This window comes from Paenibacillus sp. FSL L8-0340 (assembly GCF_038593145.1).
Lineage (GTDB): Bacteria > Bacillota > Bacilli > Paenibacillales > Paenibacillaceae > Paenibacillus_AQ.
This window is the reverse complement of the sequence record NZ_CP151967.1, coordinates 6,283,062-6,308,327: the sequence shown is the minus strand read 5'-3', so window position 1 is coordinate 6,308,327 and position 25,266 is coordinate 6,283,062. Positions and strand designations below refer to the sequence as shown.

At 50.2% G+C, this 25,266-nt stretch carries 25 protein-coding genes; 13 read left to right on the top strand and 12 right to left on the bottom strand.

Annotated features, from left to right (window positions below; translation table 11 throughout):
- Positions 1-104: 104 nt before the first annotated feature.
- The 4 genes from NST07_RS28900 to ylbJ all read right to left on the bottom strand — a co-directional run bounded on the left by NST07_RS28900 (position 105) and on the right by ylbJ (position 5,138).
- Positions 105-1,541, bottom strand: coding sequence for a S41 family peptidase (locus NST07_RS28900; protein ID WP_342480630.1), 1,437 nt, complete (start codon positions 1,539-1,541; stop codon positions 105-107).
- A gap of 59 nt (positions 1,542-1,600) precedes the next feature.
- Positions 1,601-2,782, bottom strand: coding sequence for a copper amine oxidase N-terminal domain-containing protein (locus tag NST07_RS28895; protein WP_341096134.1), 1,182 nt, complete (start codon positions 2,780-2,782; stop codon positions 1,601-1,603).
- A 188-nt stretch (positions 2,783-2,970) separates the two neighbouring features.
- Positions 2,971-3,774, bottom strand: a complete 804-nt coding sequence (locus tag NST07_RS28890; protein WP_341096132.1) for an NAD kinase — start codon at positions 3,772-3,774, stop codon at positions 2,971-2,973.
- Between the two features lie 125 nt (positions 3,775-3,899).
- Positions 3,900-5,138, bottom strand: coding sequence for a sporulation integral membrane protein YlbJ (gene ylbJ, locus NST07_RS28885; RefSeq protein ID WP_342480629.1), 1,239 nt, complete (start codon positions 5,136-5,138; stop codon positions 3,900-3,902).
- Between the two features lie 422 nt (positions 5,139-5,560).
- Here ylbJ and NST07_RS28880 point away from each other — a divergent pair, with 422 nt between their 5' ends.
- Complete coding sequence (locus tag NST07_RS28880) at positions 5,561-5,944, top strand: globin (protein ID WP_076112530.1); 384 nt, start codon at positions 5,561-5,563, stop codon at positions 5,942-5,944.
- A 31-nt stretch (positions 5,945-5,975) separates the two neighbouring features.
- Positions 5,976-6,677 (top strand): DUF2225 domain-containing protein, encoded by a 702-nt coding sequence (locus tag NST07_RS28875; protein WP_342480628.1) that lies wholly within the window; start codon positions 5,976-5,978, stop codon positions 6,675-6,677.
- A gap of 103 nt (positions 6,678-6,780) precedes the next feature.
- Here the strand turns inward: NST07_RS28875 and NST07_RS28870 are convergent, their stop codons facing one another.
- Both NST07_RS28870 and NST07_RS28865 read right to left on the bottom strand, forming a co-directional pair.
- The gene (locus tag NST07_RS28870) at positions 6,781-7,011 is read right to left on the bottom strand and encodes a hypothetical protein (protein WP_038596195.1); all 231 of its coding nucleotides are present in this window, start codon (positions 7,009-7,011) and stop codon (positions 6,781-6,783) included.
- Positions 7,008-7,199: a YycC family protein gene (locus tag NST07_RS28865; protein ID WP_038596193.1), complete on the bottom strand. Its 192-nt coding sequence runs from the start codon at positions 7,197-7,199 to the stop codon at positions 7,008-7,010. Before NST07_RS28865 ends, NST07_RS28870 begins: the two co-directional genes overlap by 4 nt.
- Positions 7,200-7,408: 209 nt before the next feature.
- Here NST07_RS28865 and NST07_RS28860 point away from each other — a divergent pair, with 209 nt between their 5' ends.
- Together NST07_RS28860 and NST07_RS28855 are read left to right on the top strand one after the other, a co-directional pair.
- Entirely contained in the window at positions 7,409-9,199 is a 1,791-nt protein-coding gene (locus NST07_RS28860) for a M3 family oligoendopeptidase (protein WP_342480627.1), read from the top strand.
- Positions 9,200-9,614: 415 nt separating this feature from the next.
- Positions 9,615-10,022, top strand: a complete 408-nt coding sequence (locus tag NST07_RS28855; protein WP_341096120.1) for an O-methyltransferase — start codon at positions 9,615-9,617, stop codon at positions 10,020-10,022.
- 124 nt (positions 10,023-10,146) lie between these two features.
- Here the strand turns inward: NST07_RS28855 and NST07_RS28850 are convergent, their stop codons facing one another.
- Together NST07_RS28850 and NST07_RS28845 are read right to left on the bottom strand one after the other, a co-directional pair.
- Positions 10,147-10,380, bottom strand: a complete 234-nt coding sequence (locus tag NST07_RS28850) for an alpha/beta-type small acid-soluble spore protein (protein ID WP_038596187.1) — start codon at positions 10,378-10,380, stop codon at positions 10,147-10,149.
- 107 nt (positions 10,381-10,487) lie between these two features.
- Complete coding sequence (locus NST07_RS28845; RefSeq protein WP_341096119.1) at positions 10,488-11,456, bottom strand: aldose 1-epimerase; 969 nt, start codon at positions 11,454-11,456, stop codon at positions 10,488-10,490.
- A 433-nt stretch (positions 11,457-11,889) separates the two neighbouring features.
- On the opposite strand from NST07_RS28845, the gene trpS reads away from it, so the two are divergent.
- Complete coding sequence (trpS, locus tag NST07_RS28840; RefSeq protein ID WP_341096117.1) at positions 11,890-12,879, top strand: tryptophan--tRNA ligase; 990 nt, start codon at positions 11,890-11,892, stop codon at positions 12,877-12,879.
- Here trpS and NST07_RS28835 read toward each other — a convergent pair.
- Positions 12,876-13,064 carry a hypothetical protein gene (locus tag NST07_RS28835; protein ID WP_341096116.1) on the bottom strand — a complete coding sequence of 63 codons (189 nt, stop codon included), beginning with the start codon at positions 13,062-13,064 and terminating at the stop codon, positions 12,876-12,878. The genes trpS and NST07_RS28835 overlap by 4 nt on opposite strands.
- 242 nt (positions 13,065-13,306) lie before the next feature.
- A complete protein-coding gene (locus NST07_RS28830) occupies positions 13,307-14,311 on the bottom strand; it encodes a metal-dependent hydrolase (protein WP_341096114.1) in 1,005 nt (334 codons plus the stop codon).
- A gap of 258 nt (positions 14,312-14,569) precedes the next feature.
- Here NST07_RS28830 and cyoE point away from each other — a divergent pair, with 258 nt between their 5' ends.
- Positions 14,570-15,502 carry a heme o synthase gene (cyoE, locus tag NST07_RS28825; RefSeq protein WP_038596177.1) on the top strand — a complete coding sequence of 311 codons (933 nt, stop codon included), beginning with the start codon at positions 14,570-14,572 and terminating at the stop codon, positions 15,500-15,502.
- Between the two features lie 18 nt (positions 15,503-15,520).
- Positions 15,521-16,138 (top strand): SCO family protein, encoded by a 618-nt coding sequence (locus NST07_RS28820; protein ID WP_341096113.1) that lies wholly within the window; start codon positions 15,521-15,523, stop codon positions 16,136-16,138.
- A gap of 77 nt (positions 16,139-16,215) precedes the next feature.
- Here NST07_RS28820 and NST07_RS28815 read toward each other — a convergent pair whose 3' ends face one another.
- Both NST07_RS28815 and NST07_RS28810 read right to left on the bottom strand, forming a co-directional pair.
- Complete coding sequence (locus NST07_RS28815; protein WP_341096111.1) at positions 16,216-16,578, bottom strand: DNA primase; 363 nt, start codon at positions 16,576-16,578, stop codon at positions 16,216-16,218.
- A 289-nt stretch (positions 16,579-16,867) separates the two neighbouring features.
- A complete protein-coding gene (locus tag NST07_RS28810; protein ID WP_341096110.1) occupies positions 16,868-18,040 on the bottom strand; it encodes an MFS transporter in 1,173 nt (390 codons plus the stop codon).
- A gap of 242 nt (positions 18,041-18,282) precedes the next feature.
- On the opposite strand from NST07_RS28810, the gene NST07_RS28805 reads away from it, so the two are divergent.
- The 6 genes from NST07_RS28805 (at position 18,283) to NST07_RS28780 (ending at position 25,223) form a co-directional block, all read left to right on the top strand.
- Positions 18,283-18,729 (top strand): hypothetical protein, encoded by a 447-nt coding sequence (locus NST07_RS28805; RefSeq protein WP_341096108.1) that lies wholly within the window; start codon positions 18,283-18,285, stop codon positions 18,727-18,729.
- 36 nt (positions 18,730-18,765) lie between these two features.
- A complete protein-coding gene (locus NST07_RS28800; RefSeq protein WP_342480626.1) occupies positions 18,766-19,911 on the top strand; it encodes a transglutaminase-like domain-containing protein in 1,146 nt (381 codons plus the stop codon).
- A 224-nt stretch (positions 19,912-20,135) separates the two neighbouring features.
- The gene (locus tag NST07_RS28795; protein WP_341096105.1) at positions 20,136-22,247 is read left to right on the top strand and encodes a penicillin-binding transpeptidase domain-containing protein; all 2,112 of its coding nucleotides are present in this window, start codon (positions 20,136-20,138) and stop codon (positions 22,245-22,247) included.
- Between the two features lie 73 nt (positions 22,248-22,320).
- Positions 22,321-23,058: a Cof-type HAD-IIB family hydrolase gene (locus NST07_RS28790; protein WP_340896700.1), complete on the top strand. Its 738-nt coding sequence runs from the start codon at positions 22,321-22,323 to the stop codon at positions 23,056-23,058.
- Between the two features lie 32 nt (positions 23,059-23,090).
- Complete coding sequence (locus tag NST07_RS28785) at positions 23,091-23,576, top strand: DUF456 family protein (RefSeq protein WP_341096103.1); 486 nt, start codon at positions 23,091-23,093, stop codon at positions 23,574-23,576.
- Between the two features lie 21 nt (positions 23,577-23,597).
- Positions 23,598-25,223, top strand: a complete 1,626-nt coding sequence (locus NST07_RS28780) for a polysaccharide biosynthesis protein (protein WP_342480625.1) — start codon at positions 23,598-23,600, stop codon at positions 25,221-25,223.
- The last annotated feature ends 43 nt before the right edge of the window (positions 25,224-25,266 follow it).

Here is a 25,266-nt window from a genome sequence, read left to right as displayed (position 1 = left end):
CGGCAACTGTCTTCTGTTCTGGGATTGGTACAAAACAAGGATGCCCCTCGCCATACATACATGGCTGCAGGGCATCCTTTGTTTCTGCTGTGCGATATAATCCGCTATTTAACGGATAATTTCAATTGTTTGAGTGCGGCGTCGTAGCTCCAGGTTAGCGCAGGGAACTTCTTTTTGAATGCATTGAGTTCAATGTAGGTCTCATCATTCTGGGACAGGGCTTCTTTGGAGGCCAAGGCGAAGCTGGAGATGCTGCCGGCTCCGTTCGTGACAAGCACTTTTTTGTTCTTTGCATCCCAGGCAACATCGCTCTCGACAAGGGTTGCCAGCACGCGTGCCGAAGCATAAACCTTGTCCCCTTGCTTCAAGAGACCGACATTTCCGGCAAAAGGACTTCCATTGATGTTCAGAATATGGTTATCTCCGGACGCTGTAATGTTGGTCATTCCAGCAATTTGCAGGGCGGTAATCAGCTGCGCGGTTTTGCTTTGGACTTCAATATCCGGCTTCAGGCCGATCTGGTTAAAGTCCTCCTTGTTCGGGGTCAGGTACTTTAAAGTCGTGAGCTTCAGTTCCCCGCCGTTGGATACGGGCACAAGGTTTTGAATTCTGGCTTTGCCGTATGTGCGGGTACCGACGATAGTCGCGAGCTTATTATCGCGCAGAGCACCGGTCAGGGCTTCGGAGGCACTGGCGGAGTTCTCATTCGTCAGGACGACGACAGGCACGCCGATTTTACTGCCACCTTTTATAATTTCCGGAGTTAGAGCGCCACTTTGGTCAGAGGTGTACATCATAATGCCCGATTCCATAAACTTGGCGGTAATGTTCTTGGCAACATCGATATAGCCGCCTCCGTTATTGCGCAGATCCAACACGAGCGATTTCATCCCGGCTGCCCGCATCTTATCCAGCATAGCGGAGAATTCCTTGTCGGCATTCTGCGTGAAGCCGCTTAATGCGATGTAAGCGATTTTCTGGCCGATAATTTTGCCGGTGACAGAGGTTGTTACCATACTTTTCAGGGTTACGTTAACGGATTTGGCCGCCCCGTTTCGGTTAACGGTTAGGGTCAGCTTGCTGCCTGGCGCTGCGCTAAAGGGATCGGCCTCAAGATCAGCGATGCCCGTACCGTTGATCTTCAGAAGAACGTCACCGCGTTTCAGACCCGCTTGTTCGGCGGGAGAACGGGGGGTGATTTCTTCAATGTACACCTCATTCCCATTTCTCGCCAGCGAAAAACCGATACCGACATATTCAAGCTCAAGCTGATGTTGAAATTCAGCGGCTTCGTCACTGTCGAGGTACATGCTGTAAGGATCATTGAGCGTATAGATCATTCCGTCAATTGCACCACGGATCAGGGTATCCTTGTCTACCCCTTCCACGTTGTAGGATTCAATATAGTCCATAATTTCGTTAATAATTTCTGTGTTTGAATCGGTCTGTGCGCTCTCTGCCGCTGAAGCAGCAGGTGCTAAGAGGAGGGAGAACACAAGACAGCCGCTAAGAACGGCCGACATGATTTTTCCGGATTTCATAAGTGCATACGCCCTTTTTTATTATATTTGATGATGCATTACAGCTGTCTGTCTTAAGATTATAATTGATCACCATCAAAACTAAGATTATAGGTTTCGTCAACCGTCCACGCACCGTCTTCTGACTTCACAAAGAGGAAGATGAGTGACTGCTTGTAGCTCTCCCCGCTATCGGCATCCTTAATGGTGGTTTCCGCATACACAGCGGCTTCTTCGTTAGAATAATAGAAGATATTCGAGTTATCCAGGGTATAGCGGTGATCATAGGTATCAAAATAGTCCTGCATATCCGACTTTGTTGCCGCATCGTACTCCTCCCCGTATGAGGTCATCAGGGCGGAGATAGCATCCGTATTCTCAGCACTCATATATTGATAATACTTGCTGAGGTTATCTTTGAGGGTTGCTGCTGTAGCTTGCGGCACAACTGCTGCTGTCATTCCCTGTTCACGGGTAAGGAGCACCGTTCTGTCTTGCACCTCCATCGAGGCAATCTTCCATTTCCCGTCCTTACGGACGAGCTCATACAAATATTCAATGTTCTCGTCAGGAATATAAACGCCGCCGGTTCGAACGGCTTTCTCAACCGTGACGGCAGTCGCTTCATTTCCCTGGATTTGCAGCACCATAAGGCTTTCAATTGTATTCTTGACATCATACAGCTCAAAGGATGAATCCATATCGGCTACCATTCCCTTAACGTCCTCACCTGCCTCCACAAGCGAATAAAAGCGACTGGCTTGTTCAGTATTATAATATTGATTGGCCAAATGAATTAAGGCCGTAATATCCTTCTCGTCGGTGATAGTGGACACAGCGGCTTTGATCTTGACGCTTCTGCTGCCTGAGTCCCAGACGGCTGTGCCGCCGGTAGCTTCAGCAATGAAACGCAAAGGAATATAAGTAGTGCCGCCGATGGAGAGGGGCGCTGTACTCATTTTTTTGACGGTTCCGTTCAGGGTAGCCCGGTTGCTGCCGATTTTGAGGCTGAGCTTAAGCGAGGAGCTGGTGCCGGTGATGGTTCCCGTCTGGGCATTATAGAGCACCTGAAGTCCAAGCTTTTCGAAGATGACACGGAATGGAACGAGTACAGTATTATTCTTAAGGTAAGGATTACCCGCAGTGAATGAAACATTGCTGCCGTTAATATAGACCTTAATCGGTTGTTCTGCGGCAAAAGCGGGGACTGCCAGCACAAGTGCCAGCAGGCTGGTGCCTAATAAAGATATTAATTTTTTCAACGGTTGTTCTCTCCTTTAAAATAAACATAACTATGTAAAATAGGTTCATTATACCAATGGAAATTCTCCCTGTCTATCAACTTGTGTTAGCTGTAATAGAAGAGTTTGTTAAACACCCCCAAGCATAAAAGAGCCGGGAATGTCGTTGCATTCCCGGCTTTCCCACCTCTGAAATTAGGACCAGCTCCCTAGACCAGAAAGGCTTCACGGACACGGTTCCAGAAAGGAAACGGGCGGTATCTGGCAAAGCTGATTTTTTTGTCGGATACCTGGCAACGGACGGAGACCAGGTCATCCACTGGAATATTGTTATGGTCAATCGTCAGCAGCAGGCGCTGGTCTTTGCGGGAAAAGATGTCGCAGTGATGGTGCTTGGGCAGCAGCAACGGCGAACCCATCGTACGGAACACACGATTGTTGATCGATGCAATTTCGGCAATTTGCAGCGCTTCAATCGACGGATGCACCATAGCACCTCCAAGACTTTTGTTGTAGGCGGTGCTGCCTGATGGCGTGGAGAGGCATAAGCCATCGCCGCGGAACATCTCGAAGGTTACGTCATTAATGTCAACCTGGATGACCACCGTTCCGTCAACACCTTTAAGGGTGAACTCATTCAGGGCAATATGCGAGGTGGAACCTGATTTTTTATGAATTTCCAGTTCTAGCAGCGGATACTGCACGATACGCGGTTTATGTGGCATGGAGTCACCCACTCCGCACATATAGTCGATCAGTGTCGGAAGCTCTTCCGCTTTCCAATCCGCATAGAAGCCCAAATGTCCGGTATGCACACCTACAAAAGCCAAATTGGAAATCTGATCGATAAAGGTATGAAAAGCGTGCAGCATAGTTCCGTCACCGCCAATGGAAATGACGATTTCAGGAGATTCGGCATCCAGCTCCAGGTTCCGCTCCGCCGCCAGCTTGTGAAATTGCTCCGCAAGTTTAATGGACAATTCGTCTCCGCGGTCCAGAACATAATATCTCAAGATGTACAGGCTCCTTTGTATGATTCAGTCATACACCGATCATAATCAATCTTGACCCGGAACACAATATTAGAGCGATGAAAAGACTGTCCTTCTTGCGTATATTGTTCAGTATCCTTTCAGGATTAATGCCGCCGCCATGTGCGTGCTGCTATGCCGGATAACATTATAAGCAGCGACAGCAGCAAAGCCCCACCCAGCAGCAGGCCAAGCAGGCTTAGACTGGAAACGAAAGCAGAGGCGGGAGAAGCAAGCCCGGAAGCGGCAGGCAGTGCATTCCAATGCTCTGACAACCCTGAGCTTATAACAGGCTTCCAGAGCAGCAGCAGCAAGCCCGCAGACAGAAAGGCGTGGACCAGTCTGGCAAGCATGAAGGGGAGATAACGCAGTCCTGTGCCATTCAGGATGCTTGCGACCTGGGCATGTACGGATAATCCGCCCCAGGAGAGAATAAAAGCAGCTGCAGCTGCTTTGAAATGCAGCGGAATTGAAGCCGTCGCCTCACCGGCGGAACGGGCACCCAGGGTAACCTCGAACAGGCCGCTGACCAGAGCCGCCGACAATTCAGGCGGGAATCCTGCCAGAGAGAGGATACGGTCTGTCAGTCCAAACAGGGTCGACATGATTCCGGCACGGGCCAGCAGCTCCATCAGCACGGTGAAGAATACAACCAGCCCTCCTACGACAATAATAAGCAGCAGCGAGGATTGCACAGCACCCATAAGCAGCTCGCCGAAGCTCCGCCCGTCCCTGTGCCGGGCTTCGGCCATGGAGCTCAGTGCCATGCGCAGCCGCCCGGAATTTTGTCCATTAGGGGGAGTCTGATTTTTAGCGGATAATGTATGCTCTTTCCGTCCATGGAAGGACATCAGCAGGCCTACGATCAAGCCCCCTCCGTAATGGGCAAGCGCCAGGACTAGTCCTAAAGAAGCATCATGAAAAAACCCGACGGATACGGCACCCAGCAGAAAAATAGGATCGGAGGAGGTGGTGAACGCAACGAGGCGCTCCCCTTCTACCCGGTTAACCAGGCCCTGTTCCCGCAGCTTTGCGGTTAATTTGGCACCCACTGGATATCCTGATACATATCCCATGGCCGCCACAAATCCGCCGCTGCCGGGAATATTGAACAGCGGCCGCATCAAAGGGTCCAGCAGCGCCCCGAAGAGATGAACTATGCCGAGGCCGAGCATGATTTCGGAAATGACAAAGAACGGAAACAACGAGGGGAACAGCACGTCCCACCAGATGGCCAGACCGCGAAGCGCTGCAGCCAGAGCGCTTGCCGGATGAGCCAGCATCAGCAGGATGCAGCCGGCAAAGATGAGGCCTAGCAGGGGGCCGGCAATCTTCTTCAAGATCATAATCAACGCCTCCAAGCTCTATGGTTAGATGTATGCCAAAAGTAGGACAAACAGCACAAAAAAAATGCAGAAAGCGGTTACAAGACGCGATGCATTTTTGCTTGAATTATGATATTATTAAATTAATCAATGCACACCTTTTTTAGAGTAATAATTAGGGATGGAGTGATGGTGATGAGCGTAGTTGCCGGAGTTCTCGTTTGTGCTTTTGTATATGTTATCCGGATCTCTCTCGTCCCTCCTGGTGAAGAGGAATTTCGGACCTATTAAATATGATGTGACGCTAAACACCGGGTTTAGCGTCTTTTTTTGCGTTCTACAGGATGACATAAGCCTAAAGTCATTGTTTAACGGTGCAATGCTTTTTTTGGTATAATAAAAAAGACGCTTCAATTAAAATGAAAGAAAGCTGGTAACCTCCAATGAATCCAAATGACAGCTTATTCGACAATCTGGGGGGCGCAGAGGGGCTTCACCGTCTGGTTGAAGTATTCTATGCAAAGGTGCAGCTTCATCCGCAGCTGAGCCCGTTATTCCCTGCTGATATTACTCCTGTACTGGAGAAGCAATATCAATTCCTCAGTCAGTTTTTCGGCGGACCGGCGCTCTATTCCGAGCTCCATGGCCATCCGATGATGAGAGCAAGACATATGCATATTCCTATCACGCCGGCACATGCCGAGCAGTGGCTGGGGTGTATGAAGGAAGCACTGGAGGATACCGGTGTTCAGGAACCGCTGCGTTCATTTGTGCTCAGTCGGCTTGCAGGACCTGCACACCATTTTGTTAACATGCCCCAGGAGTAAGGAGCAGTTGATCGCGAAAGGATGAGGGCATTTGCCAGAATTAATACCTTTGTACTCGATTAAAGTTATGTGCTGCAACTGTGAACAGGAGTTCTCAACCTCACGGGTACGCCCGAGCCTCAAAAGAGCAATACGCCGGGATGCGGATTTCTGCTCCTATTACAAGGAGGAAAATCCGGATTATTATGTTGTGCGTGTCTGTCCGAAATGCGGTTTTGCCTCTACGGAGAACTCTGCCGACAAGCTGGTCGACTGGCAGCGCAAAGCTTTTAATGAGCAGGTGGGGACCCGCTGGAAGACCCGGGATTTCGGGGAGAAACGCAGCTGGGAGCTCGCACTTGAATCGTACAAGCTTGCATTGATTTGCGCTCAAAGCATCAAGGATAAAGACCGGATTATCGCTAGCCTCCTGCATCATATTGCCTGGATGTACCGCTATCAGGGGGATTCTGCGCAGGAGCAGCGCTTTTTGCGTTATTCGCTGGATGAATATGTAAAGGTGTTTGAGAATGACGGGATGGGTGGAAATGACGCCCGGCTGATGTATCTGATCGGTGAACTGAACCGCCGTATCGGGGAGTTCCACAGTGCGGTGAAATGGTTCTCACGTCTGATCAACGATCAGAGAATCACCGATGCCGCGATGATCCGGGCTGCGCGCGAGCAGTGGGCCCTGCTGCGCGAACAAATGCGTGGAGAAGACATTGACCCGGACGCATTGGCGGGAATCTGATGCTTTTCCGCAGCTCCATGAACGGCAAAAAGCGCAAAAGCGACAAACTCACTTTTGCGCTATGCAGGTGTGCCTGATTGCGGGAATGGGAGACCATAGGCGGTCAGCGGACCGCACGGTCAAACAGCAGATAGTCCCCATCGTTGTCGATGACTGTCGGGCTAGTGCTGCAGCATGGAAAGACAAGCAGTTTCTTTTTGCCGTCGCGCACGATTTGCAGTTCCTTCGGTTTCATGGGGAGAAGCACATTCTCCGAGTTGCAAAACGGGCAGTACTGCACGTACAGATCTCCAAGAATAATGTCATAAGGCCAGGTATGGCTGAAAGGGATCATTGCTCTTCCTTCTCAGCTGGCGGCGTCTCTGCAGCCTTACCATCGGTCTCAGCGCTTTGCTGCTTCGATAATTCAGCGATCTTTTGCAGCAGGATATGTTGAGGCATATGCATCAAGTGTTCCAGGGGAACGCCGAGCTGTTTGGATAAAGTTATAGCCGTTTCCGGTGAAATTTGCAGTGGCTTCATGTTGATGCCCTCCTAAAGGTTTAATGAGCATAGCTGCTTAGAGTCATTTCGTACAAAGCTGCCTCAGAAGCATATGGCGGTACCCATTAGAATAAATATGACTATTTGGCCTCGAAAGCAGAGACTTGGGGTTATCGTAATTCACTTTACCATGGCTTCAGGCCAAATACAAAGAAAACCAATTCAGAGCAAAGGAATGGTGGGAAGACATGAAACAACCATTATCACTGACATGGGAGCTGGAGTCTATTTTTCCGGGCGGTTCATCCTCTCCCAAGTTTGAAGAATTCTTGAAGCAGCTTGAAGCGGATATTGAGACCTTGCGGCAGCAGGTTGCCGCTTCCGTCTCCCCGGCTGATTCCGAATCCACCAAATCCCTGGATGCTGTGATCGAATTGCTGCAGAGCTGTTCCGGACGTCTGATCCAGGCGTCGGAATTTGCCGGCTGTCTGGGTGCCCAGAATCAGCAGGACAAGGGTGCTGTCCGGTTATCCTCCAAAGTGACCGGTTTGCGCGCCGGATTCGAAGGCATCAGTTCGCAATTTGACAATGTGCTGCGTCAAACGTCGGATGCGGTATGGACGGAGTGGATGGCCCGGCCGGAAATTGCTCCGCTTGCTTTCGTACTAAGCGAAAGCCGCGACTTAGCCCGCGAGAAGATGAGCCCGGAGCTGGAAAGTCTGGCGCTTGAGCTCGCCGTTGACGGATACCATGGTTGGAGCGAGCATTACGAAACGATTGTCGGCTCCATTCAAATCCCGTATGAGGATGAGGAAGGAACCAAACAGTTGTCTGCCGGGCAGGCCTTCAATAAGCTGGATGATGAAGATCCGAAAGTACGGAAGGCCATGTTCCGCAAATGGGAGGAAGCCTGGGGCGGAGCCGCGGATTATTGCGCGGATACCCTGAATCATCTGGCAGGATTCCGGCTGAAGTTGTACAAAGGCCGGGGCTGGGAAGATGTGCTGAAGGAGCCGCTTGGCATCAACCGCATGTCACACACAACATTGGACGTGATGTGGGACGTCATTACCAAGAGCAAACCGGCGCTTGTCTCCTACCTCCAGCGCAAAGCCAAACTGCTGGGTATGGATGCACTGGCTTGGGTGGATGTAGAAGCGCCTGTCGGCAAATCCTCCGGCAAAATCCCTTATGATCAGGCAGCAAAAGACATTGTTACGCAATTCCGCAAATTTAGTCCGAAGCTGGCGGATTTTGCTGAGCATGCCTTCGACAATAACTGGATCGAGGTCGAAGACCGTCCGGCCAAACGTCCCGGCGGATTCTGCGTCTCCTTCCCGGAGAGCAAGGAATCCCGCATATTTATGACATACAGCGGCACGCCTTCCAATGTGTCGACATTGGCGCATGAGCTTGGACACGCCTATCACTCTTTCCTGCTGGATGACCAGCCGCTGTTCAACCAGAATTACGCGATGAATGTAGCAGAGACCGCCTCTACCTTCGCAGAAGTCATTGTATCTGATGCACAGGTGAAGGCAGCTGCTGATCCGGAGGAGAAGCTGGCGTTGCTTGAGGCGAAAATACAGAACAGCGTAGCCTTTTTTATGAACATCCACGCCCGATTCTTGTTCGAAACCCGCTTTTACGAAAAACGCAAGGAGGGTCTTGTGAATGCGGAAGAGCTGTCGGCACTGATGGAGGAAGCTCAGAAAGAAGCCTTCTGCGGTGTGTTGTCAGAGTATCACCCGCATTTCTGGGCCTCTAAGCTGCATTTCTACATTACGGATGTGCCGTTCTACAACTTCCCTTACACCGTAGGATATATGTTCAGCACGGGATTGTACCGGCTTGCGCTGGAGCAAGGGGCTTCATTCGCTGACAAATATGATAATTTGCTGCGGGATACAGGAGTAATGACACTGGAGGATCTGGTCTCCAAACATCTTGGGGTAGATCTTGCAGAGCCGGATTTCTGGCAGGGAGCCGTAGATCTGATTGTAGGGGATATCAACGAATTTCTTGCAATGACAAACTAATAGACCGAGAATATGACAGAACTAAGACGAGAATTTTTTGTCGAATGGAAATCGATCCGCTCAGAATTGGTGTGAATACGCAAAAGCCCCTTGATCGGGGCTTTTTTTTGCGCTGTATAGTGTCGAAAGCGATCGGTTTATAGTGGAATTTATTGGATTTTTAATAAAGTTTGCGCACATATAGGGATTTTAACCCAATTATGTTGAATAATGTTGTACCTTGTAAAGTACTGCCCTATAATGAGCCTAAAGCCTTATATAAGGCCTGCTAGGAAAGAAATACGAAGGCAGTTTGTACGAAGAATAATCAAGAAGCAGTGCTCTCACAAAACGAAGCGGAAGCTTACGAAGCAAGTTTTGTACGAAGAATAGAACTTCAAGAAGCAATGCTCACAAAACTTTTAGGAGGTACAATATGCTCAGGACAGAAGAGCTATCGCTGGCAAGACAGATGGATTTGGTATTCAAGGAACTGCAAGAGGAATTGTCTGGACTGTCTTCCGGCACGGTTTTTGTGCAAATCAGAAATAATGTCATCGGTAAGTTTGGGATCCGCCATAATCCGCTGTCTGGACGAAGTGGTGTATTTAAGGAAGAGCAGGAGGGGTTGAACTCAGGCCAGTTGTCCTCCTTCCGGCTTATGGCTCTGGAGAGTCTGAAATACAAACGTCGCTGGACGCATGGTGAGATCAGCTATGAGTTCGCCATCCGCCAGGGGATGGTGGTTGTAGATGCGATCCTGGAGTCCAATTACAATATGGCCAACCTGATGATCCGCTATCCCCGTAATTCTGCTGACAATTCTGATCAAAATTACGGCTGAAATTATACATAGCGACACAAGCTAAAAGCCCGCCTGCGCTTCGACGAGAAGCGCAGACGGGCTGAGAAGCTACTCCGTTTCAGGCGTTAAGCCCTACCGGATAAATCACTTAATGATAAGGCGATTACGAACGACCGGACAATTGTTGCTCTGCCAGTTGTACCAGACGTTTGGTGATGTATCCTCCCAAAGAACCGGTTTCGCGGGAAGTGTAGTTACCATAATAACCGTCTTGAGGAATCGTTACTCCAAGCTCTTGTGCTGCTTCATATTTCAACTGCTGCAGCGCTGCATTCGCTTGAGGCACGACCAGGTTATTACTACGGCTGCTACGACCTTGTTGACCTGCTTGACCCATGTGTGTCACCTCCTTCGCCCGTTGTGAAGATAGTATGAGCGCGAGGAGATGAAATCATGCACGATTTCGAAAGGATTTAAGGATGGTAATTATATGAAATTAAGAAGTTAAGGATAGAGTATTTCGAGCATGCTGGAAAGCGCAAGCGTCTGGCCGGGCTGCAAGGTAATGAGTCCTGTAAAGGAAGGGCACTTTGGAATATTCGGTGCATCCGGCAGCCATGTGTAGGGCTCGATGCACAGAAACTGCTCTGCAGGCCCTTTCGTATATACCACCCAATGACGGAAGTAATCTTTGTCTGCAGTATAGCGAAGCCCATATCCGTCATCGCGGATCAGCAAGGCTTCAGCGGGCTGCTCTTTTCCGATCCTTAGCACAGTATCCAAATTAGTACCTTGAAGATTCATACCTTGGTTCAAGGCTTCCAAATCACCAAGTGGCAGCAGGCTGCCGCTGGGCAGGAGCTCGTTATTCAGTTCATAAATGCTTTCTACGGGCAAATTCAGTTTCCAGCGGCCGGGCTCACCGTCAATCATGAACCATGTGTGATAGCCAATCCCGAATGGAATGACTGTGTCTCCTAAGTGAGTGACCTTGAGTGTTTGCTGAACGCGGGCATCCTGAAGCCGGAACGTCATTTCGAATCTCAGAGGAACAGGAAATTGTCTCATCCAGTTAGCGTCGTCGCCGGTATTGAATTCCGTCGTCACCGCACAGCCTTCTTCGTCCTCTTCAATATCGCTGACACACCAGCTCTGCGTCCGGTGCAGTCCATGAATATGATTGTCTCCGGCCGTATTCTGATCAAACTGGTAGCTTGTGCCCTCAAACTGAAATTGACCCTTGCGGATTCGTCCGGGCGGAACTAAGAGCGGAATACCGAAATGGTAAGGCTTCTGCAGATAAAAAGATATGTCGCTTTCATCAGGCCGGCGCAGGATTTCCCGATTCTCCTTACGGTCCCACAAGGAGATAATGTTGTTTCCCAGTCGCGGCAAAAGCGTGAGTTCAAGTTCGCAGCTATGCAAAATATAGGTATCATAGCCGCCCCACTGCCCTTTGGTCACCTGTTTCATGAGAGATATGCTCCTTTAACTTAATCTGAAAGAATGCGAATAACCTTATCATAACAGATTTATATTTTTGTGGTTAACGGATTTGACATCTTCTCAGTATCGCTCTATGATGAATGCATTAATGAACGATGACAATGCGATGACAGGGACAAGTAGGCGGGAACTGCACCTTCAGAAAGCCGGTGGCTGATGTGAACCGGCGGGACACTTCCGTATGAATGGACCCTTGAGCGCCGCGCTTGAACGGGCTGGAGAGCCTCAGTAGACCGGCCGGCACTTCCCCGTTACCGGAAGCAAAGGCTGTTTGCTGATGTCCTCTATGGACTCCTCAAGCAGCGAATAAGGGTGGTACCACGGTCTCACGTCCCTTGCGGATGTGGGGCCTTTTTGTGTTCTTCGAAAGTGGAAATTACATTTTATGGAGGGTAATTCGATGGCTAAAAAAGTATTGTCGGGCATTCAGCCCAGTGGTTCACTGACACTCGGGAACTATATCGGAGCAATCAAAAATTTCGTAAAACTGCAAAAAGAGTATGAATGCTTTTTCATGGTAGTGGATCTCCATGCCATTACTGTTACTCAGGAGCCTGCCGCACTGCGGGAAAACTCAGAATCGGTAGCGGCACTTTATCTTGCTGCAGGCATTGATCCGGCAATCTCAAATGTCTATATGCAGTCCCATGTACCACAGCATGCCGAGCTGGGCTGGATCATGACTACGCTGACTGCAATGGGTGAGCTGGAGCGGATGACCCAGTTCAAGGACAAGTCTTCCGGGAAGGATTCTGTGGGCTCAGGCCTGTTCGTTTATCCATCGCTGATGGCTGCCGATATCCTCATTTACAATGCCGATCTCGTACCGGTTGGCGAGGATCAGAAGCAGCATCTGGAATTGACTAGAGATCTGGCCGGACGTTTCAATCACCGGTTTGGGGAATTCTTCACGGTTCCGGAGCCGTATATTCCTGAAGTAGGCGCACGCATTATGTCGCTGGACGACGCCAGCAAAAAAATGAGCAAAAGCAATCCAAACGCGGGCAGCTATATCGCACTGCTTGATCCGCCGGATGTAATCCGCAAAAAAATCAGCCGTGCTACGACCGACTCCGGCCGTGAAGTGGTGTATGATCCCGCTAACAAGCCTGAGATAAGCAATTTGATGAGCATTTATGCCGAGTGCTCGGGAATGAGCCTGCAGCAGATTGCCGACCGTTATGAAGGCCAAATGTATGGAGGTTTCAAAAAGGATCTTGGTGAAGTGCTGGTGGCTACGCTAGAGCCGCTTCAACAGAAATATTATGAAATACGCAGCTCCGGCACGCTTGGTGATATTCTTGCCGAAGGCGCAGAACGCGCCCGCATCGTGGCGGCGCAGAACCTTGCCGGTGTTAAGGAACGGATGGGCTTCCTCCCGCTACGTTAAGAGGCCTGCCTTGTCTCCGCTTTGCGTCTCAGTCTGGCTTTGAGAATAAACCCCCAGCCGATGTTCAGGACACAGAGAACGCCAAGCAGGAGCGCCAGCCAAATGTTAAAGCTGATGGAGATAGAAGCAGCTGTTAGCATTAGAATCGAAGAACATGCGAACCAAAGCGACAGACCTTTACCCATAATTGCCAGCCTTCCTTTCTAATGGTAGTAAGTGAATGATCCCGCAGCGCTTATGTGCTGCGGAGTTTTTTTATAATATAAGGAACTATATAATATACAGTAATAAATGATGCTTAAAAACATCTAAAATTCATTGAAAACGCTTTATGGTGATTGTGCCTTATGTTGCGGCAGGCGTCAAGAGCGGTAATTCATGGCAGAGCAAAGAAGGCGTCCGGAAACCGGACGCCTTCTGCTATTGACTACAGCTTTACGGAGCCCGGATCAATGGCGAACCGTTCATCCAGTTTCTCGCTGCTGAGCCAGCCTACATAAGTGTTGAGCGGATGATATTGGTTATCCATTACAAGCACCGCTACGAAAGGGAATTGCTTGCGGTGTAAATAACGCACATCGCCCCAGCGTACAATATAACCGGAGGGCAATTCCTCGACCTCGGCTACAGCATAAGAGGTGAAATAAAGAAATGCCTGAATGTCCGGATGGGATTTGGAATGTTCTACAGCGGGGTGGGTGGAGCACACCGCATGTTTGAACCATTCCAGCCGCCCGCCGCTCAGCAATCCGACGTTATAGCTGCCGTCCGGTTTGGCTTTGACCACATTCCAGCGCGATGGCGAGATCGTGGGGATGACATAATAATGGTCGCCGGTATTATGATGCATATCTTTGTTCTTGATATTGCGCGTAATCCGGGCATGCACGAGGGTCCGCCAAATATAATAAATCACGATACTGGCATACAGGGTGATAAATAAAGGTGCCGGTGGAATCATCCCGCTGATCCAGAGAATAATTGCCGCGGCATGGCTGCCGAATATAAACGGATCAAAGATGTGGATAATGTTCCAGGCAATCCATTTCTCTGTGAAGGGACGCGCGGCCTGTGTCCCATACGTGTTGAACAAATCGGAGAATACATGAACGGCTACGCCGATGAAGCTCCACAGAGCAATATGGCTAAGAGAATGTACATCGGTAAATCCGAATAGCGGTCCGATCACCAGTGTGATCAAAGCCGGCCACAGCAGCAGGAATGGCAGGGAATGGGTGATTCCCCGGTGATTGCGGATATAAAGCGCATTGTCCTTGAGACGCAACGCAGTATCGGCATCCGGTGCTTGCGAGGCCAGTACAGTGGCTACCATGACAGCCCCGGCCAGTGTTCCATGGGAGGCGACGGCGGGATCAACGAAGGAAAGGCCGGCCAGTCCCAGGCCCATAACAAAATGTGTAGCAGTATCCATTGGTCAGATCTCCTTTGTACGGAAGTTCTCTATTAATAACTACCCAATTTTGCGTCCAGTTATTTAGGGAGGAGGAAATAAATAATTTCACGTAATTGTCAAATTGATGAACATCTTGGTCAATGATTGTCAAAGTCTTTCCCTGTTTGATATGATAAAGTTAACAGCGGAGTGGTAAAAATTCTTAATTAAGAACGGAAAAATGGTTCTTGACTCCGGCGGAACGTTAGAAGTCCCTTAGAAGGAGGAACACCAAACGTGGACAATCAATTGAGATATCAAGCTTCTTCTGATTCCGCAGCCATGTCTGCCAAATCACCCAAGGAAGGTGCAAGCTGGCGTGACTTTATTACAGTGACGAAACCCGGTATTATCCGCTCCAATCTTATCGCTGCTTTTGCAGGATACTGGGTGGCTTCGGGCTGGGACGTGCAATACGGCCGATTAATTCTGACCTTGCTCGGTACTATGCTAGTCATGGCTTCGGCCTGTGTATTTAATAATTATTTTGACCGCGACCTGGATATGAAGATGGAACGAACACGTGAACGCGGACTGCCTACGGGCCGACTTAAACCGAATACGGTTCTGCTCTATGCCATCGGGCTTGGCATTGCCGGTCTTGCTGTGCTGTTTGCATTCTCCGGTGTGCTCAGCGGGCTGTTCGGCATACTCGGCATGTTCGTTTACGTAGTAGTTTACACCCTTTGGCTGAAAAGAACATCTACTTGGAGTACTTCTGTAGGTGCAATCTCCGGAGCCATGCCTCCGGTTATCGGATATGTTGCAGTTACAGGTAATGTGGATCTCGGTGCCTGGCTGCTGTTCGCAATGCTGTTTCTTTGGCAGCCGCCCCATTTCTGGGCTCTGGGCATCCGCCGGAAAGAAGAGTACAGAGCTGCGGGATTTCCGCTGCTTCCAGTCGTTAAGGGAACACGCCGCACCAAGTTCCAGATGATTCCCTATGTGGCATTGCTGCTGCCGATTCCGGTTCTGATGTACGTTTATGATTATGCAGGGATATTCTACCTTGTTATTTCTGCCGCGTTGTCCGTGGCCTGGCTGTACTTGACATTGACGGGCTTCAAAGCAAAGGATGACGATGCCTGGGCGAAGAAGAACTTCTTCTTCTCCATTAATTACCTGACCGTCAGTCTGATTGTGCTTGTGCTGAATACGACTCACGTTTAAGAGGGGGAGAGTACACCTGTGCATACCTTGAAACGTTACAAATGGACCTGGCTGCTGTTGGCTCTGGCTTTGGGTATGGCCCTTTACTTAGTGATTCAATCCTTGGATTTAGGGGAAAAGCAGCTGCCGGTCATCGGGGAGGTACAGGACTTCTCTCTTGAAAATGTGGATGGCAAGCAAGTAACACTTGCGGACACGCAAGGGAAAGCACGGTTGGTTTATTTCTTCTTTACGGAATGTCCGGATGTATGTCCCATCACTACCTATATGCTGTCACAGACCCAGGATTTGCTGGTTAAGGACGGCAGCTTCGGCAAGGATGTGGAATTTGTCTCCATCTCATTTGATCCCAAGAATGATACACGCGAGGCCATCAAGACGTTCGCAGACCGGTTCCACGCCGATTATAACGGTTGGTATTTTCTGCGCGGAGATCAGGAGCAGGTGCGGCAATTGGCTGCCGATTCGTTTAAAGTGCTTATTTATGGAAATGACAAGGATAACTTTGCCCACGCTAATCTTATAGGTCTTGTAGACCCGGAGAACCGGTTGCGCGGACTATATGATGCGGGAGATACAGAAAATGTGACACCTGAATTCCTTGCCGATGCTTTGAAGAAGCTGGCACCCAATTAAAATGCAATGAACTTAAAAACGCCTTACTTCATCCTCCGGTTACATGCGAAGGGTGAACAAGGCGTTTTTTTCTGCCGCTATGGTTCCAGAAAAGGGAATGGCTGCGGCTGCGGATAGATGATATATTCCTCCAACCCCGCTTTTTCAAGCTGGGTGAGATTGTATTCATTGGGAGTGCCTTCTACTCCCGCATAGCCTTTCCGGGTATAAATATGGACTGCATCCGGAAAGGCGTCGCGCAGAATTCCGCGGATTTTCTTACCCGAGCTGTCGTTGTCCATATACAGATAAACTTCTCCGTCTCCGATTTTACGCCGCAGCGATTCCAGCTTGAGTGTATTCAACGTACCGAAGGTGCACAGGATGTCGACCTCCGGCGCCAGCAGTCGCCGCAATCTGCTGCGGTCGTTTTTGCCTTCGACAATGATGGTAATGGACATAATTTGCCGCCCCCCCGGATAATAAGTGGTAATAACGGGATTTGTGATCTTAACCATGTTAATGAACACGGTCATATGCTTATTAAGTATATTACCTAAGCTTCGTCATTTTTAACAAGTTGAGGGACAAAATGCGTTCATTCCCCGGGAAATGTCGTAAAAAGCAACAATCACCCGGCTCAAGGAGAGGCCGGGTGATAGCGGTTTTGACTGGCAGATTTAATTCTGCGGGCTGAATCATTATCTTCAGCAGATAAACGAGGGGAACTGTAGCTCTTTTTTTGCCGGATCAAGCGGCATGGCTGTTCAAGTCCGCACGGTAGGCCGCGCTTTTCCCGGTATCTCTTGGAGGTAACAGCAGAAGTGCGGTCATGAGCAGGACAAATGCAATGAAGTAAGGAGAAACGAAGTCCCTTAGCTGTCCTGCAGCCACCGGTCCGGCAAAAGCGCCGAGAGACATCGCAATGGATTGCAGCGAGAAGGTGCGGCCCAGATGGCCGCCTGCCCCGAGACTGATGAACAGCGAAGCCATCGCCGGAAACAGTACACCTTTCGCTGCTCCCAGCAGGAAGAGGACAACCCCTGCGGGAATGCTGGTGAATGCTGCAAGTGCGAAGAAACACAGCGCCATGCCCAGCAGTGCCACAGCAATTCTTGCAACCGGAGAGAGCCGGTTCAGGAAAAACAGGCTGAGCGTCAAGAGTGCCCCCAGACTGAGAAGCGAAAGCAGAATCCCGGTGGATACGATCCCGTTGCTCCCCTGTGATAAAGGAAGCTCAAAGAACAGTACCCCCTGTGAGCAGGAGACGAAAAAGGGCAGCAGATAATATCGCTTGGTAACGGATGAATGGGGTTTTTCGGATGCAACCTGGTGCTCCTGCAGCGGCTGTGATGGTTTGGCGGCTGCCATACTGCCGGAGAATTTAGGTACACTGAAGAAAGCCATCACGCCAGTGGCGATCAGCAGCCAGCCCAAGGTGGTAAAGGTGCCGGAATATCCGGCCTGGTGGACGATAAAGGCTCCGGCAGCTGGTGATACGACCGAAGCCAGCGTATGGATGATGCCATGGCCGGACATATACTTGCCCTGAGTAATGGGATCTGACGAGAGGGAAGCCAGCAGGGTCATGCAGGCCGGGGACAGAAATGCCAGGGCGAAGCCGCTGGCCGCCCGAAGCAGCAGCAGATGCCAGGGAAGCTGAGCGTGGGCCTGAAGCAGCAGGATGGCGCCTGCAACCGTCAGGCTGAAGACGATATAGCGGCGGCTGCCGTTGCGGTCAACCAGTACCCCGGCCAGAAGGTTGCCGGGAAGATGGGTCAGGGAATACATGCCCATCATCCAGCCGATGAAGGCCGGTCCCGCCCCCAGTGAGATAGCAAAGGGGGTAAGAATGGGATACTGGGCGTGCAGATCAAAGAATGCCAGGAAAAGAAATAAATACAGCCACAGTGCGGTTTTCACGGAATACACCTCCGAAAGGGCCGTTTCTGCGCAGGCGCAGGGTGGCGCTTTTTAATGGGGAATGGTTAAGCCTACTTGTACTTTACGTGAGTCGAGGGGGGCTTATACCATTTTATTGGGGGATTCCACCTGAACGGGTGGGTAATCATGAATTATAAGAGGCATTCATGTATAATAATTAGTATTAATGGGGACTCGCTCCCTGGTATGACGAAATTTTTGATAGGGGTGTTGGGAAATTGATGGATCCGGAAGTATGGTCACAGTTTATTAGAGAGAATTGGCTAGTTATCGTTATTGCGCTTGTGCTGCTGTTCGCCGTTGTTAATCTGGTCAAGACGGTTCTGAAATGGGCGATTGTTATTGTTATCGTTGCGGGTCTGTTCATTTACAGCGGGGTTACAATGGATCAGATTGGAGACGCTGTGAATAAGGTGGCGGATGGAACGGTCAGCACCCTGAAGAGCGAAGCGCAGGAAGTTATGCTGAAAGAAGCGAAAGAAGCAAAATATACTTCCGGCGGTGACGGTACGTTTACGATCACAACGCCCAATCTTGAAGTGAAGGGTGAAGCCGGTGAGGATAAAGTGGAAGTGACTTTCCGCGGAGTCAGTCTTGGAAAGTGGAGTGTTAACGATACTACCAAAACCTTTATTGATGAAGCCCGGAAGAATGGGGCCGGGAATTAAAATACAAGTTGATGCGATGGAAAGGGAGGAGAGGTTATGCTGAACAGCTGGATGGACAGTATTAGTGATGCCAATATCATCACTATCCTCCTTCTGCTGATCGTGCTCTTCTCGCTGCTGCAGGGCTGGAGCCGGGGGTTTGGCCGCTCAGCGGGAGGGCTGTTTGGGCTGCTCGGAACCGGGCTGCTTGCCATAGCTGCATTGGCCCTGGCCATTCCGGCCGCCTTTTACCTTTCGCCCCGTGTACAGGCCTGGGCAGGTGGAATTGAGCTTCCGGGTATCCAATTAAGCCAGTGGCAACAGCTATACTATACGGTGGTGTCTGTTCTGGCGGGTTCACCGCTTGTGCGTTTTTTGCTGCTGCTGCTCTTGTCCTACAGTCTCATCCGTTTGCTGCTGGGCCTGCTGTTTATGCTGCTTCCGATTTCCCTTCCGCGCCTTTCGGGCAGGTCCGGAAACAGGAGGATTACTCAGGTGAGCCGTCTCAGCGGAGCTGTCATCGGTCTGGCTACCGGCCTTGTGCGCTCCCTGTTGCTTGTTTTTGTCTTGTACATCGGTGTGGGCTTGAACCCGGACAGCACGTTCAGCCGTTATGTGGAATCATCCCCGATCTACCGGCAAAGCGCATCTGCGGTCTTCGAACCCCTTACCGGTGAGAATGTACGCAGTAAGTTACCGGTTCTGACCAAGGCGGTTGCCGCCGAGATGACGGATATCCTCCGGCGGAAATACGAAGTGCTCGACCATGAGATTTCACCCGACATTGTGGGTGCTGCCTCCGATATAGCGGGACAAGCCGGGGACGATGAGAAGAAGGCCAGACTGCTCTATGATTGGGTCGGCTCCAGGATCTCTTATGATTATGCCAAAGCCGAGAATTATGAGCAGAACCGGATTTGGAAGGAGCAGTCTCCGCAGGATACCTTTGATACCCGGATCGGTGTATGTATTGATTATGCACGTCTTTATGCAGTGATGGCCCGCTCCCAGGGGCTTCAAGTGCGCGTAGTGACCGGTCAGGGCTACGACGGCCAAGGGGGATCCGGCCCTCATGCCTGGAATGAAGTGTACATCACGGACCGGCAGGCCTGGATTCCACTCGATTCCACCTGGGCAGTCAGCGGGGAGTGGTTTAATCCCAAGGATTTCGATAAAACCCATGTCAAAGAAAGTATGCTCTGAGCAAGGAAGCAGAATGGCTTAAATCTATGATACAATACAGCATGTGAAACGATGTTGAGGAATAATATGATCACTCTCGTGCGCAGTACTGGCCGCACGTGCAATTTTTGATGCCTGTGACTGGAATAGAGACTGGACTCAAGCGCCTGTAAGGAACCTTCCGGCGTTACATGGAGTCAGCACAGGTACAAAGGTTTATTTTAGATGTAGAGGAGTGAAAAACTGTGAGTTTTTTCCGTAAGCAGGCCTCACCCCCAGAGGAAAGCAACAGCAAAAGTTCGCTTGGCCTACGGATCAATGTATTCTTTTTTAGCACATTTGTGATCTTTTGTGTAATCATTGTCCGTCTTGCCGTTTTACAGTTCGTCGAAGGGCCAACTCTGACTGAGGTGGAGACAAGCCGTGATACCAAAAATGTGCCGCTCGCCGCAATAAGAGGGAACATTCGTGCAGCGGGAGGGGAGCCCATTGCTTACTCCACTTCTGTGCAGTCGCTGTATATTACACTTACTAAAGAATACACGGCTAAGGTTACGGATAAGGTGACGGGAGAAACCGTGCTTACGCCGGAGGCGCAGGCCCAATCAGATGCCCTTGCGGCCAAGCTGGTTAAGGACTTTAGCGCCTATGGTGATCCGAATGCTGAGAAGCTGACTGAAAAAGATATTATTGATTCCCTGGATTTATATTTCCGGAAATATTCGGGTTTTATGGCGCGGCGCATCAAGGCCGGCCTTACTTCGCAGGAAGTGGCCTACTTTATGGAGCACAAGAGCGAATATCCCGGACTTGAGATTGTGGAGGAAAGTAACAGGCATTATGACAAGGAATCTGTAGCCGCACAGACTGTCGGATATATCAAACCCTTTAAGTCGTCCAACAGCTTGAATATTTATAAGAATATTCAGAATGCGATGAAACAGTTGGATGCGGACCCCGGCCTCACTTATAAAGACGATGAATTTGTCGGATTCGATGGCCTGGAACTGCAGTATCAGCGGGAGCTGCGCGGCAAGAACGGATATCAGGTGATCTCGGTGAGTCCGCAGAATATGGCTGAGAAGGTGGAGGCGGTCGTGCCCCCCGTCAAGGGTAACGATGTCTGGATGACGATCAACAAGAACATTCAGCTCAAGACCGAGCAGGCTATTACAGAGCAAATCAGATGGCTGCACTCGAATTCGGTACAAGGCAAGACACACCCGAATGCATTGACCGGCTATGCCGTAGCTATGGAAGTCGATACTGGCAATATTGTTGCGATGGCCAGCATGCCTGATTATGACACCAATGTGTGGACTGCCGAGAAAATGGACACCGAGGTATGGAAGAAAATAATGGGCAACTACCAGAACGGAACCATTACACCGTATTCCTCCGGGATGTCGGGTCATGAGTTCGGCTCCACGGTACTGCTCGGTTCAACCATCAAACCTCTGAGTGTGCTTGTAGGACTGAATGAAGGCCTTTTTACTACTTCGACTATCTATACAGACAGAGGGATTGCCCACTTCGGGAAAAATGACAAATCCTCCGTGCGAAATTCTTCCGGCCACGTGTATGGCTCTATGGACCCGGCCAGAGCGATTGAGAAATCCTCCAATGCGTTCATGGTGGACATGGTCGGCAAGAAATTGTGGGAGAAATATCATAGTGAAGGTATTAATATCTGGGATAAATATATGAAGGAATTCGGCCTCGGTGTATCTACAAAAAGCGGACTGCCCAATGAATATCTCGGACAGATCAACTATACCGATACCAAGGCTGCCGGCAGTGCCCAGGCTGCGCTGGTGTATGCTTCCTTCGGACAGCAAGGACGCTATACAGTGCTGCAGCTCGCCCAATACGTAACGACACTGGCGAACGAAGGAGTACGGATCAAGCCTCAGCTGGTGAGCAAAATCACCGATGCCAAGGGCAACGTGGTTAAACAGTTCAACCGCGAGGTACTTGATGAAGTAACAACCTTTGATAAGTCTTTCTGGAACGAAATCAAAAAGGGTATGAACAGTGATGTTACTGCGTTTAACGATTTCCCTTATGACTTTGCCCGCAAAACGGGAACCTCACAGCAGCTGGGTAAAGGGGAATTGCGCGATAACGGGGTATTTATTGCCTATGCTCCGCGCGAGAATCCCAAGCTTGCTGTAGCGGTTGTTATACCGGAGGGCGGGTTCGGCTCCAGTAGTGCCGCTCCGGTTGCACGGAAAATTTTTGACGCGTATGACTATGAATACGGACTGGATGGAGTGCCGAAGAAAAGTCTGAAAACCGACGACAATGCAGAGGGCTCAGACTCGGCAAGCGGAACAGACGGAACGACGAACAACTGACGCGGCCATGCTGCCGGGTCGAGTGACCAAATAATTAGCTCTTAAAATGAGCATACAAATTGGAGGGGTGGCAATGACTGCCAAATACCGCCTGTTAGCACTGGATATGGATGGAACCTTACTGAATGATGAACAAATCATTACCCCCAAAACGGTAGAATGGATTCAAAAGGCAGTTGATGCAGGCGTTCACGTCTGTCTCTCCACAGGCCGCGCTTCCAAAAGCGCCATGCCTTATGCTGAACAGCTTGGACTTAAGACCCCGATGATTATGGTGAATGGTAGTGAAGTATGGCGGGCTCCGTATGAGCTGTACCGCCGCTCGCTGATGGACCCGGTGCTGGTGCAGCAGATGTATGATATTGCCCAGGAATACGATATCTGGTTCTGGGCATATTCGGTGGATGAAGTGTACAACCGGAACAACTGGGATGGGGAGATTCTAAGCAGGGAATGGCTCAAATTCGGTTATTCCACAGAGGATGATGAGATCCGCCATAAGCTGCTGATGCGGCTTCAGGATATGGGCGGTCTCGAAATTACCAATTCATCGCCGCATAATCTGGAGATCAATCCGCTTGGTGTCAACAAGGCATCCGGTATACGCGAGGTTTGCAAGCTGCTGGGTCTCGAGATGTCACAGGTTGTGGCCGTTGGCGATAGCCTGAACGATCTGGCTGCCATCCAGCAGGCCGGATTTGGGGTTGCTATGGGCAACGCCCAGGAGACCGTCAAGCAGGAGGCGGATGCTGTGGTAGCGTCTAATAATGACGATGGGATTGCTGAAGTGATTCAAAAGTATATCCTGTAGTAAGCTATCAAAACTTTGAAGGAGATGAGCCAATGGCCATTCTGGGTTGGATTCTGATTATTGCTTTATTCGCGGTCGGACTGGCCGGGGCTGTATACCCGATTCTCCCTGGTGCGCTGGCGATTTATCTGGCCTTCTTTGTATACGGGTGGTTCTTCAGCTTCGGACCCTTCGGAGTCTGGTTCTGGATTATTCAGACACTGATTGTCGTCGTATTATTTGTAGCCGATTATGTCGTGGGAGCCTGGGGGGTCAAAAAGTTCGGAGGCTCACGTTCTTCGGTCATCGGCAGCACCATCGGTCTGATTCTAGGTCCGTTTGTCATTCCGGCATTTGGACTGATCCTCGGTCCTTTCATTGGGGCGTTTGTAGGTGAACTGATGGCTGGCTCAAATCCCGGCAAAGCAGTCAAGGTTAGCTTCGGTGCATTGCTTGGCCTATTCAGCAGTACGGTAGTCAAAATCATACTGCAAATTGCCATGGTGATCCTTTTCTTTATCTGGATCGTAATAAATTAACAGCGAAGAAGGCGAAACAGTTTGTCCAAGAAAGAATCTTTTGTCAAAGGCACGCTTATTCTGGCTGCGGCTGCGCTCGTGGCCCGGGTGCTCGGGCTTGTCCAGCGGGTGCCGCTGGAGCATTTATTTGATGTTAAGGGGAACGCTTCGTTCACGCAGGCGAACAACGTCTACCTGCTGCTGCTGCCGCTGGCAACAGCCGGAATCCCCAGTACACTAAGCAAAATGGTATCCGAGCGTTACGCCCTGAACCGGCCGCATGAAGCGCAGCAGGTGTACCGGGCCGCACTTATATTTGCCGCTATTGTAGGTGTGCTGATGAGTACAATCTTGTACATAGCTGCTCCTTATTATGCGGAACATACCAAGGTTCCTGAGAGCACCCTGGCCATCCGTGCTATTGCCCCGGCGCTGCTGCTGTTTCCCTGCATCGCGATGATGCGCGGTTATTTCCAGGGACGTAACAATATGATGGCTGGAGGAATCTCGCAAATTGTCGAGCAGATTGCCCGGGTATCCACGGCCGTGCTGCTCGCTTTTATTTTGCTCCGCCAGGGATACAGCAATACATGGATGGCAGCCGGCGCTTCATTCGGCAGCGTGCTCGGCAGTATCGGCGCATTTGGCGTCATGCTTTATTATGCAGTAAAGCTGCGCCGCAGTGAGGAGCAAGTGGCCCTCTATAAAACCAATGAAGCCAAATTGCCGCTGCTGGGCATTTACAAGGATATTTTTAAGCTTTCTATACCCATTGTGTTATCTTCAATTACAGTTCCGGTAGTGAACTTTATCGATACTTCCTTCATTGTGCCACTGCTTAGTGGACAAATCGGCATGGCAGAAGCGACCCAGGCTTTGGCGATCTTTGGCAGCCGGGCGCAGAGTATCGCGGGAATACCTCCTGTGTTGTCCATTGCGCTAAGCACCTCGCTGATTCCGATTATCTCAGCCGCCTACGCCCGGCGCGATGAAGAGCATTTGAAACGCCAGGTGACGCTCGCGATGCGCATTTCGATATTAACGGGAACACCGATTGTACTTGCTCTCGTTGTCTCAGCCTATTCTGTGAACGGACTGATCTTCAGCAGTCTTGATGGCAGCGGGATTGTTGCGATGCTGACGCTTGGAACGATTTTTCAGATTACAATGATGACGACCAACTCCATTCTGCTGGGAATGGGGAAATCACGAATTTCCATGTATTATGTTATGGCAGGTCTTCTCGTGAAATTGGGTTCAAACTTCCTGCTGAGCCGCGCCTTCGGGATATACGGCATTATCGCAGCAACGGCGCTTTGCTTCTTCATTATTACTTATCTAAATCTGCGCATGCTCAAAACGATTGTTCCTTTTGAGATTATGGGTAAACGGTGGGGCGGATTTGCCATTGCGGTCCTCGCTTCCGGCGGAATTGGTTACGGCCTGAACGAAGCTGGAGTTATGCTGACCCATCTGATGCCTGCACGGATTGCTTTCCTGATTACCTGTCTGGTTGTGGGAGCGGCTGTTGTTGTAATTTATCTTGTACTCCTGATTGTGCTGAGTGTGCTGAGCCGCCAGGAGGTTGCCAGTTATCCGCGTGCTTTGCAGAAGCTGCTCAAACCACTGATGAAGCTTCAGCCTGAACGTGTTCGTACTAACGAATAATGCTATGATTAATATCTTATTTCGTCTATTTTATTTGACTTCC

Excerpts from the sequence above, each read along its gene's own strand:
- NST07_RS28860 (WP_342480627.1), top strand. The coding sequence starts at position 7,409 with ATGAAACAACCATTATCACTGACATGGGAGCTGGAGTCTATTTTTCCG.
- NST07_RS28870 (WP_038596195.1), bottom strand. The coding sequence starts at position 7,011 with ATGATCCCTTTCAGCCATACCTGGCCTTATGACATTATTCTTGGAGAT.
- ylbJ (WP_342480629.1), bottom strand. The coding sequence starts at position 5,138 with ATGATCTTGAAGAAGATTGCCGGCCCCCTGCTAGGCCTCATCTTTGCC.
- NST07_RS28830 (WP_341096114.1), bottom strand. The coding sequence starts at position 14,311 with ATGGATACTGCTACACATTTTGTTATGGGCCTGGGACTGGCCGGCCTT.
- NST07_RS28850 (WP_038596187.1), bottom strand. The coding sequence starts at position 10,380 with ATGGGTCAAGCAGGTCAACAAGGTCGTAGCAGCCGTAGTAATAACCTG.
- NST07_RS28790 (WP_340896700.1), top strand. The coding sequence starts at position 22,321 with ATGACTGCCAAATACCGCCTGTTAGCACTGGATATGGATGGAACCTTA.
- NST07_RS28835 (WP_341096116.1), bottom strand. The coding sequence starts at position 13,064 with ATGGGTAAAGGTCTGTCGCTTTGGTTCGCATGTTCTTCGATTCTAATG.
- NST07_RS28815 (WP_341096111.1), bottom strand. The coding sequence starts at position 16,578 with ATGTCCATTACCATCATTGTCGAAGGCAAAAACGACCGCAGCAGATTG.
- NST07_RS28855 (WP_341096120.1), top strand. The coding sequence starts at position 9,615 with ATGCTCAGGACAGAAGAGCTATCGCTGGCAAGACAGATGGATTTGGTA.
- NST07_RS28800 (WP_342480626.1), top strand. The coding sequence starts at position 18,766 with ATGCTGAACAGCTGGATGGACAGTATTAGTGATGCCAATATCATCACT.
- trpS (WP_341096117.1), top strand. The coding sequence starts at position 11,890 with ATGGCTAAAAAAGTATTGTCGGGCATTCAGCCCAGTGGTTCACTGACA.
- NST07_RS28900 (WP_342480630.1), bottom strand. The coding sequence starts at position 1,541 with ATGAAATCCGGAAAAATCATGTCGGCCGTTCTTAGCGGCTGTCTTGTG.
- NST07_RS28805 (WP_341096108.1), top strand. The coding sequence starts at position 18,283 with ATGGATCCGGAAGTATGGTCACAGTTTATTAGAGAGAATTGGCTAGTT.
- NST07_RS28880 (WP_076112530.1), top strand. The coding sequence starts at position 5,561 with ATGAATCCAAATGACAGCTTATTCGACAATCTGGGGGGCGCAGAGGGG.
- NST07_RS28865 (WP_038596193.1), bottom strand. The coding sequence starts at position 7,199 with ATGAAGCCACTGCAAATTTCACCGGAAACGGCTATAACTTTATCCAAA.
- NST07_RS28785 (WP_341096103.1), top strand. The coding sequence starts at position 23,091 with ATGGCCATTCTGGGTTGGATTCTGATTATTGCTTTATTCGCGGTCGGA.
- NST07_RS28845 (WP_341096119.1), bottom strand. The coding sequence starts at position 11,456 with ATGAAACAGGTGACCAAAGGGCAGTGGGGCGGCTATGATACCTATATT.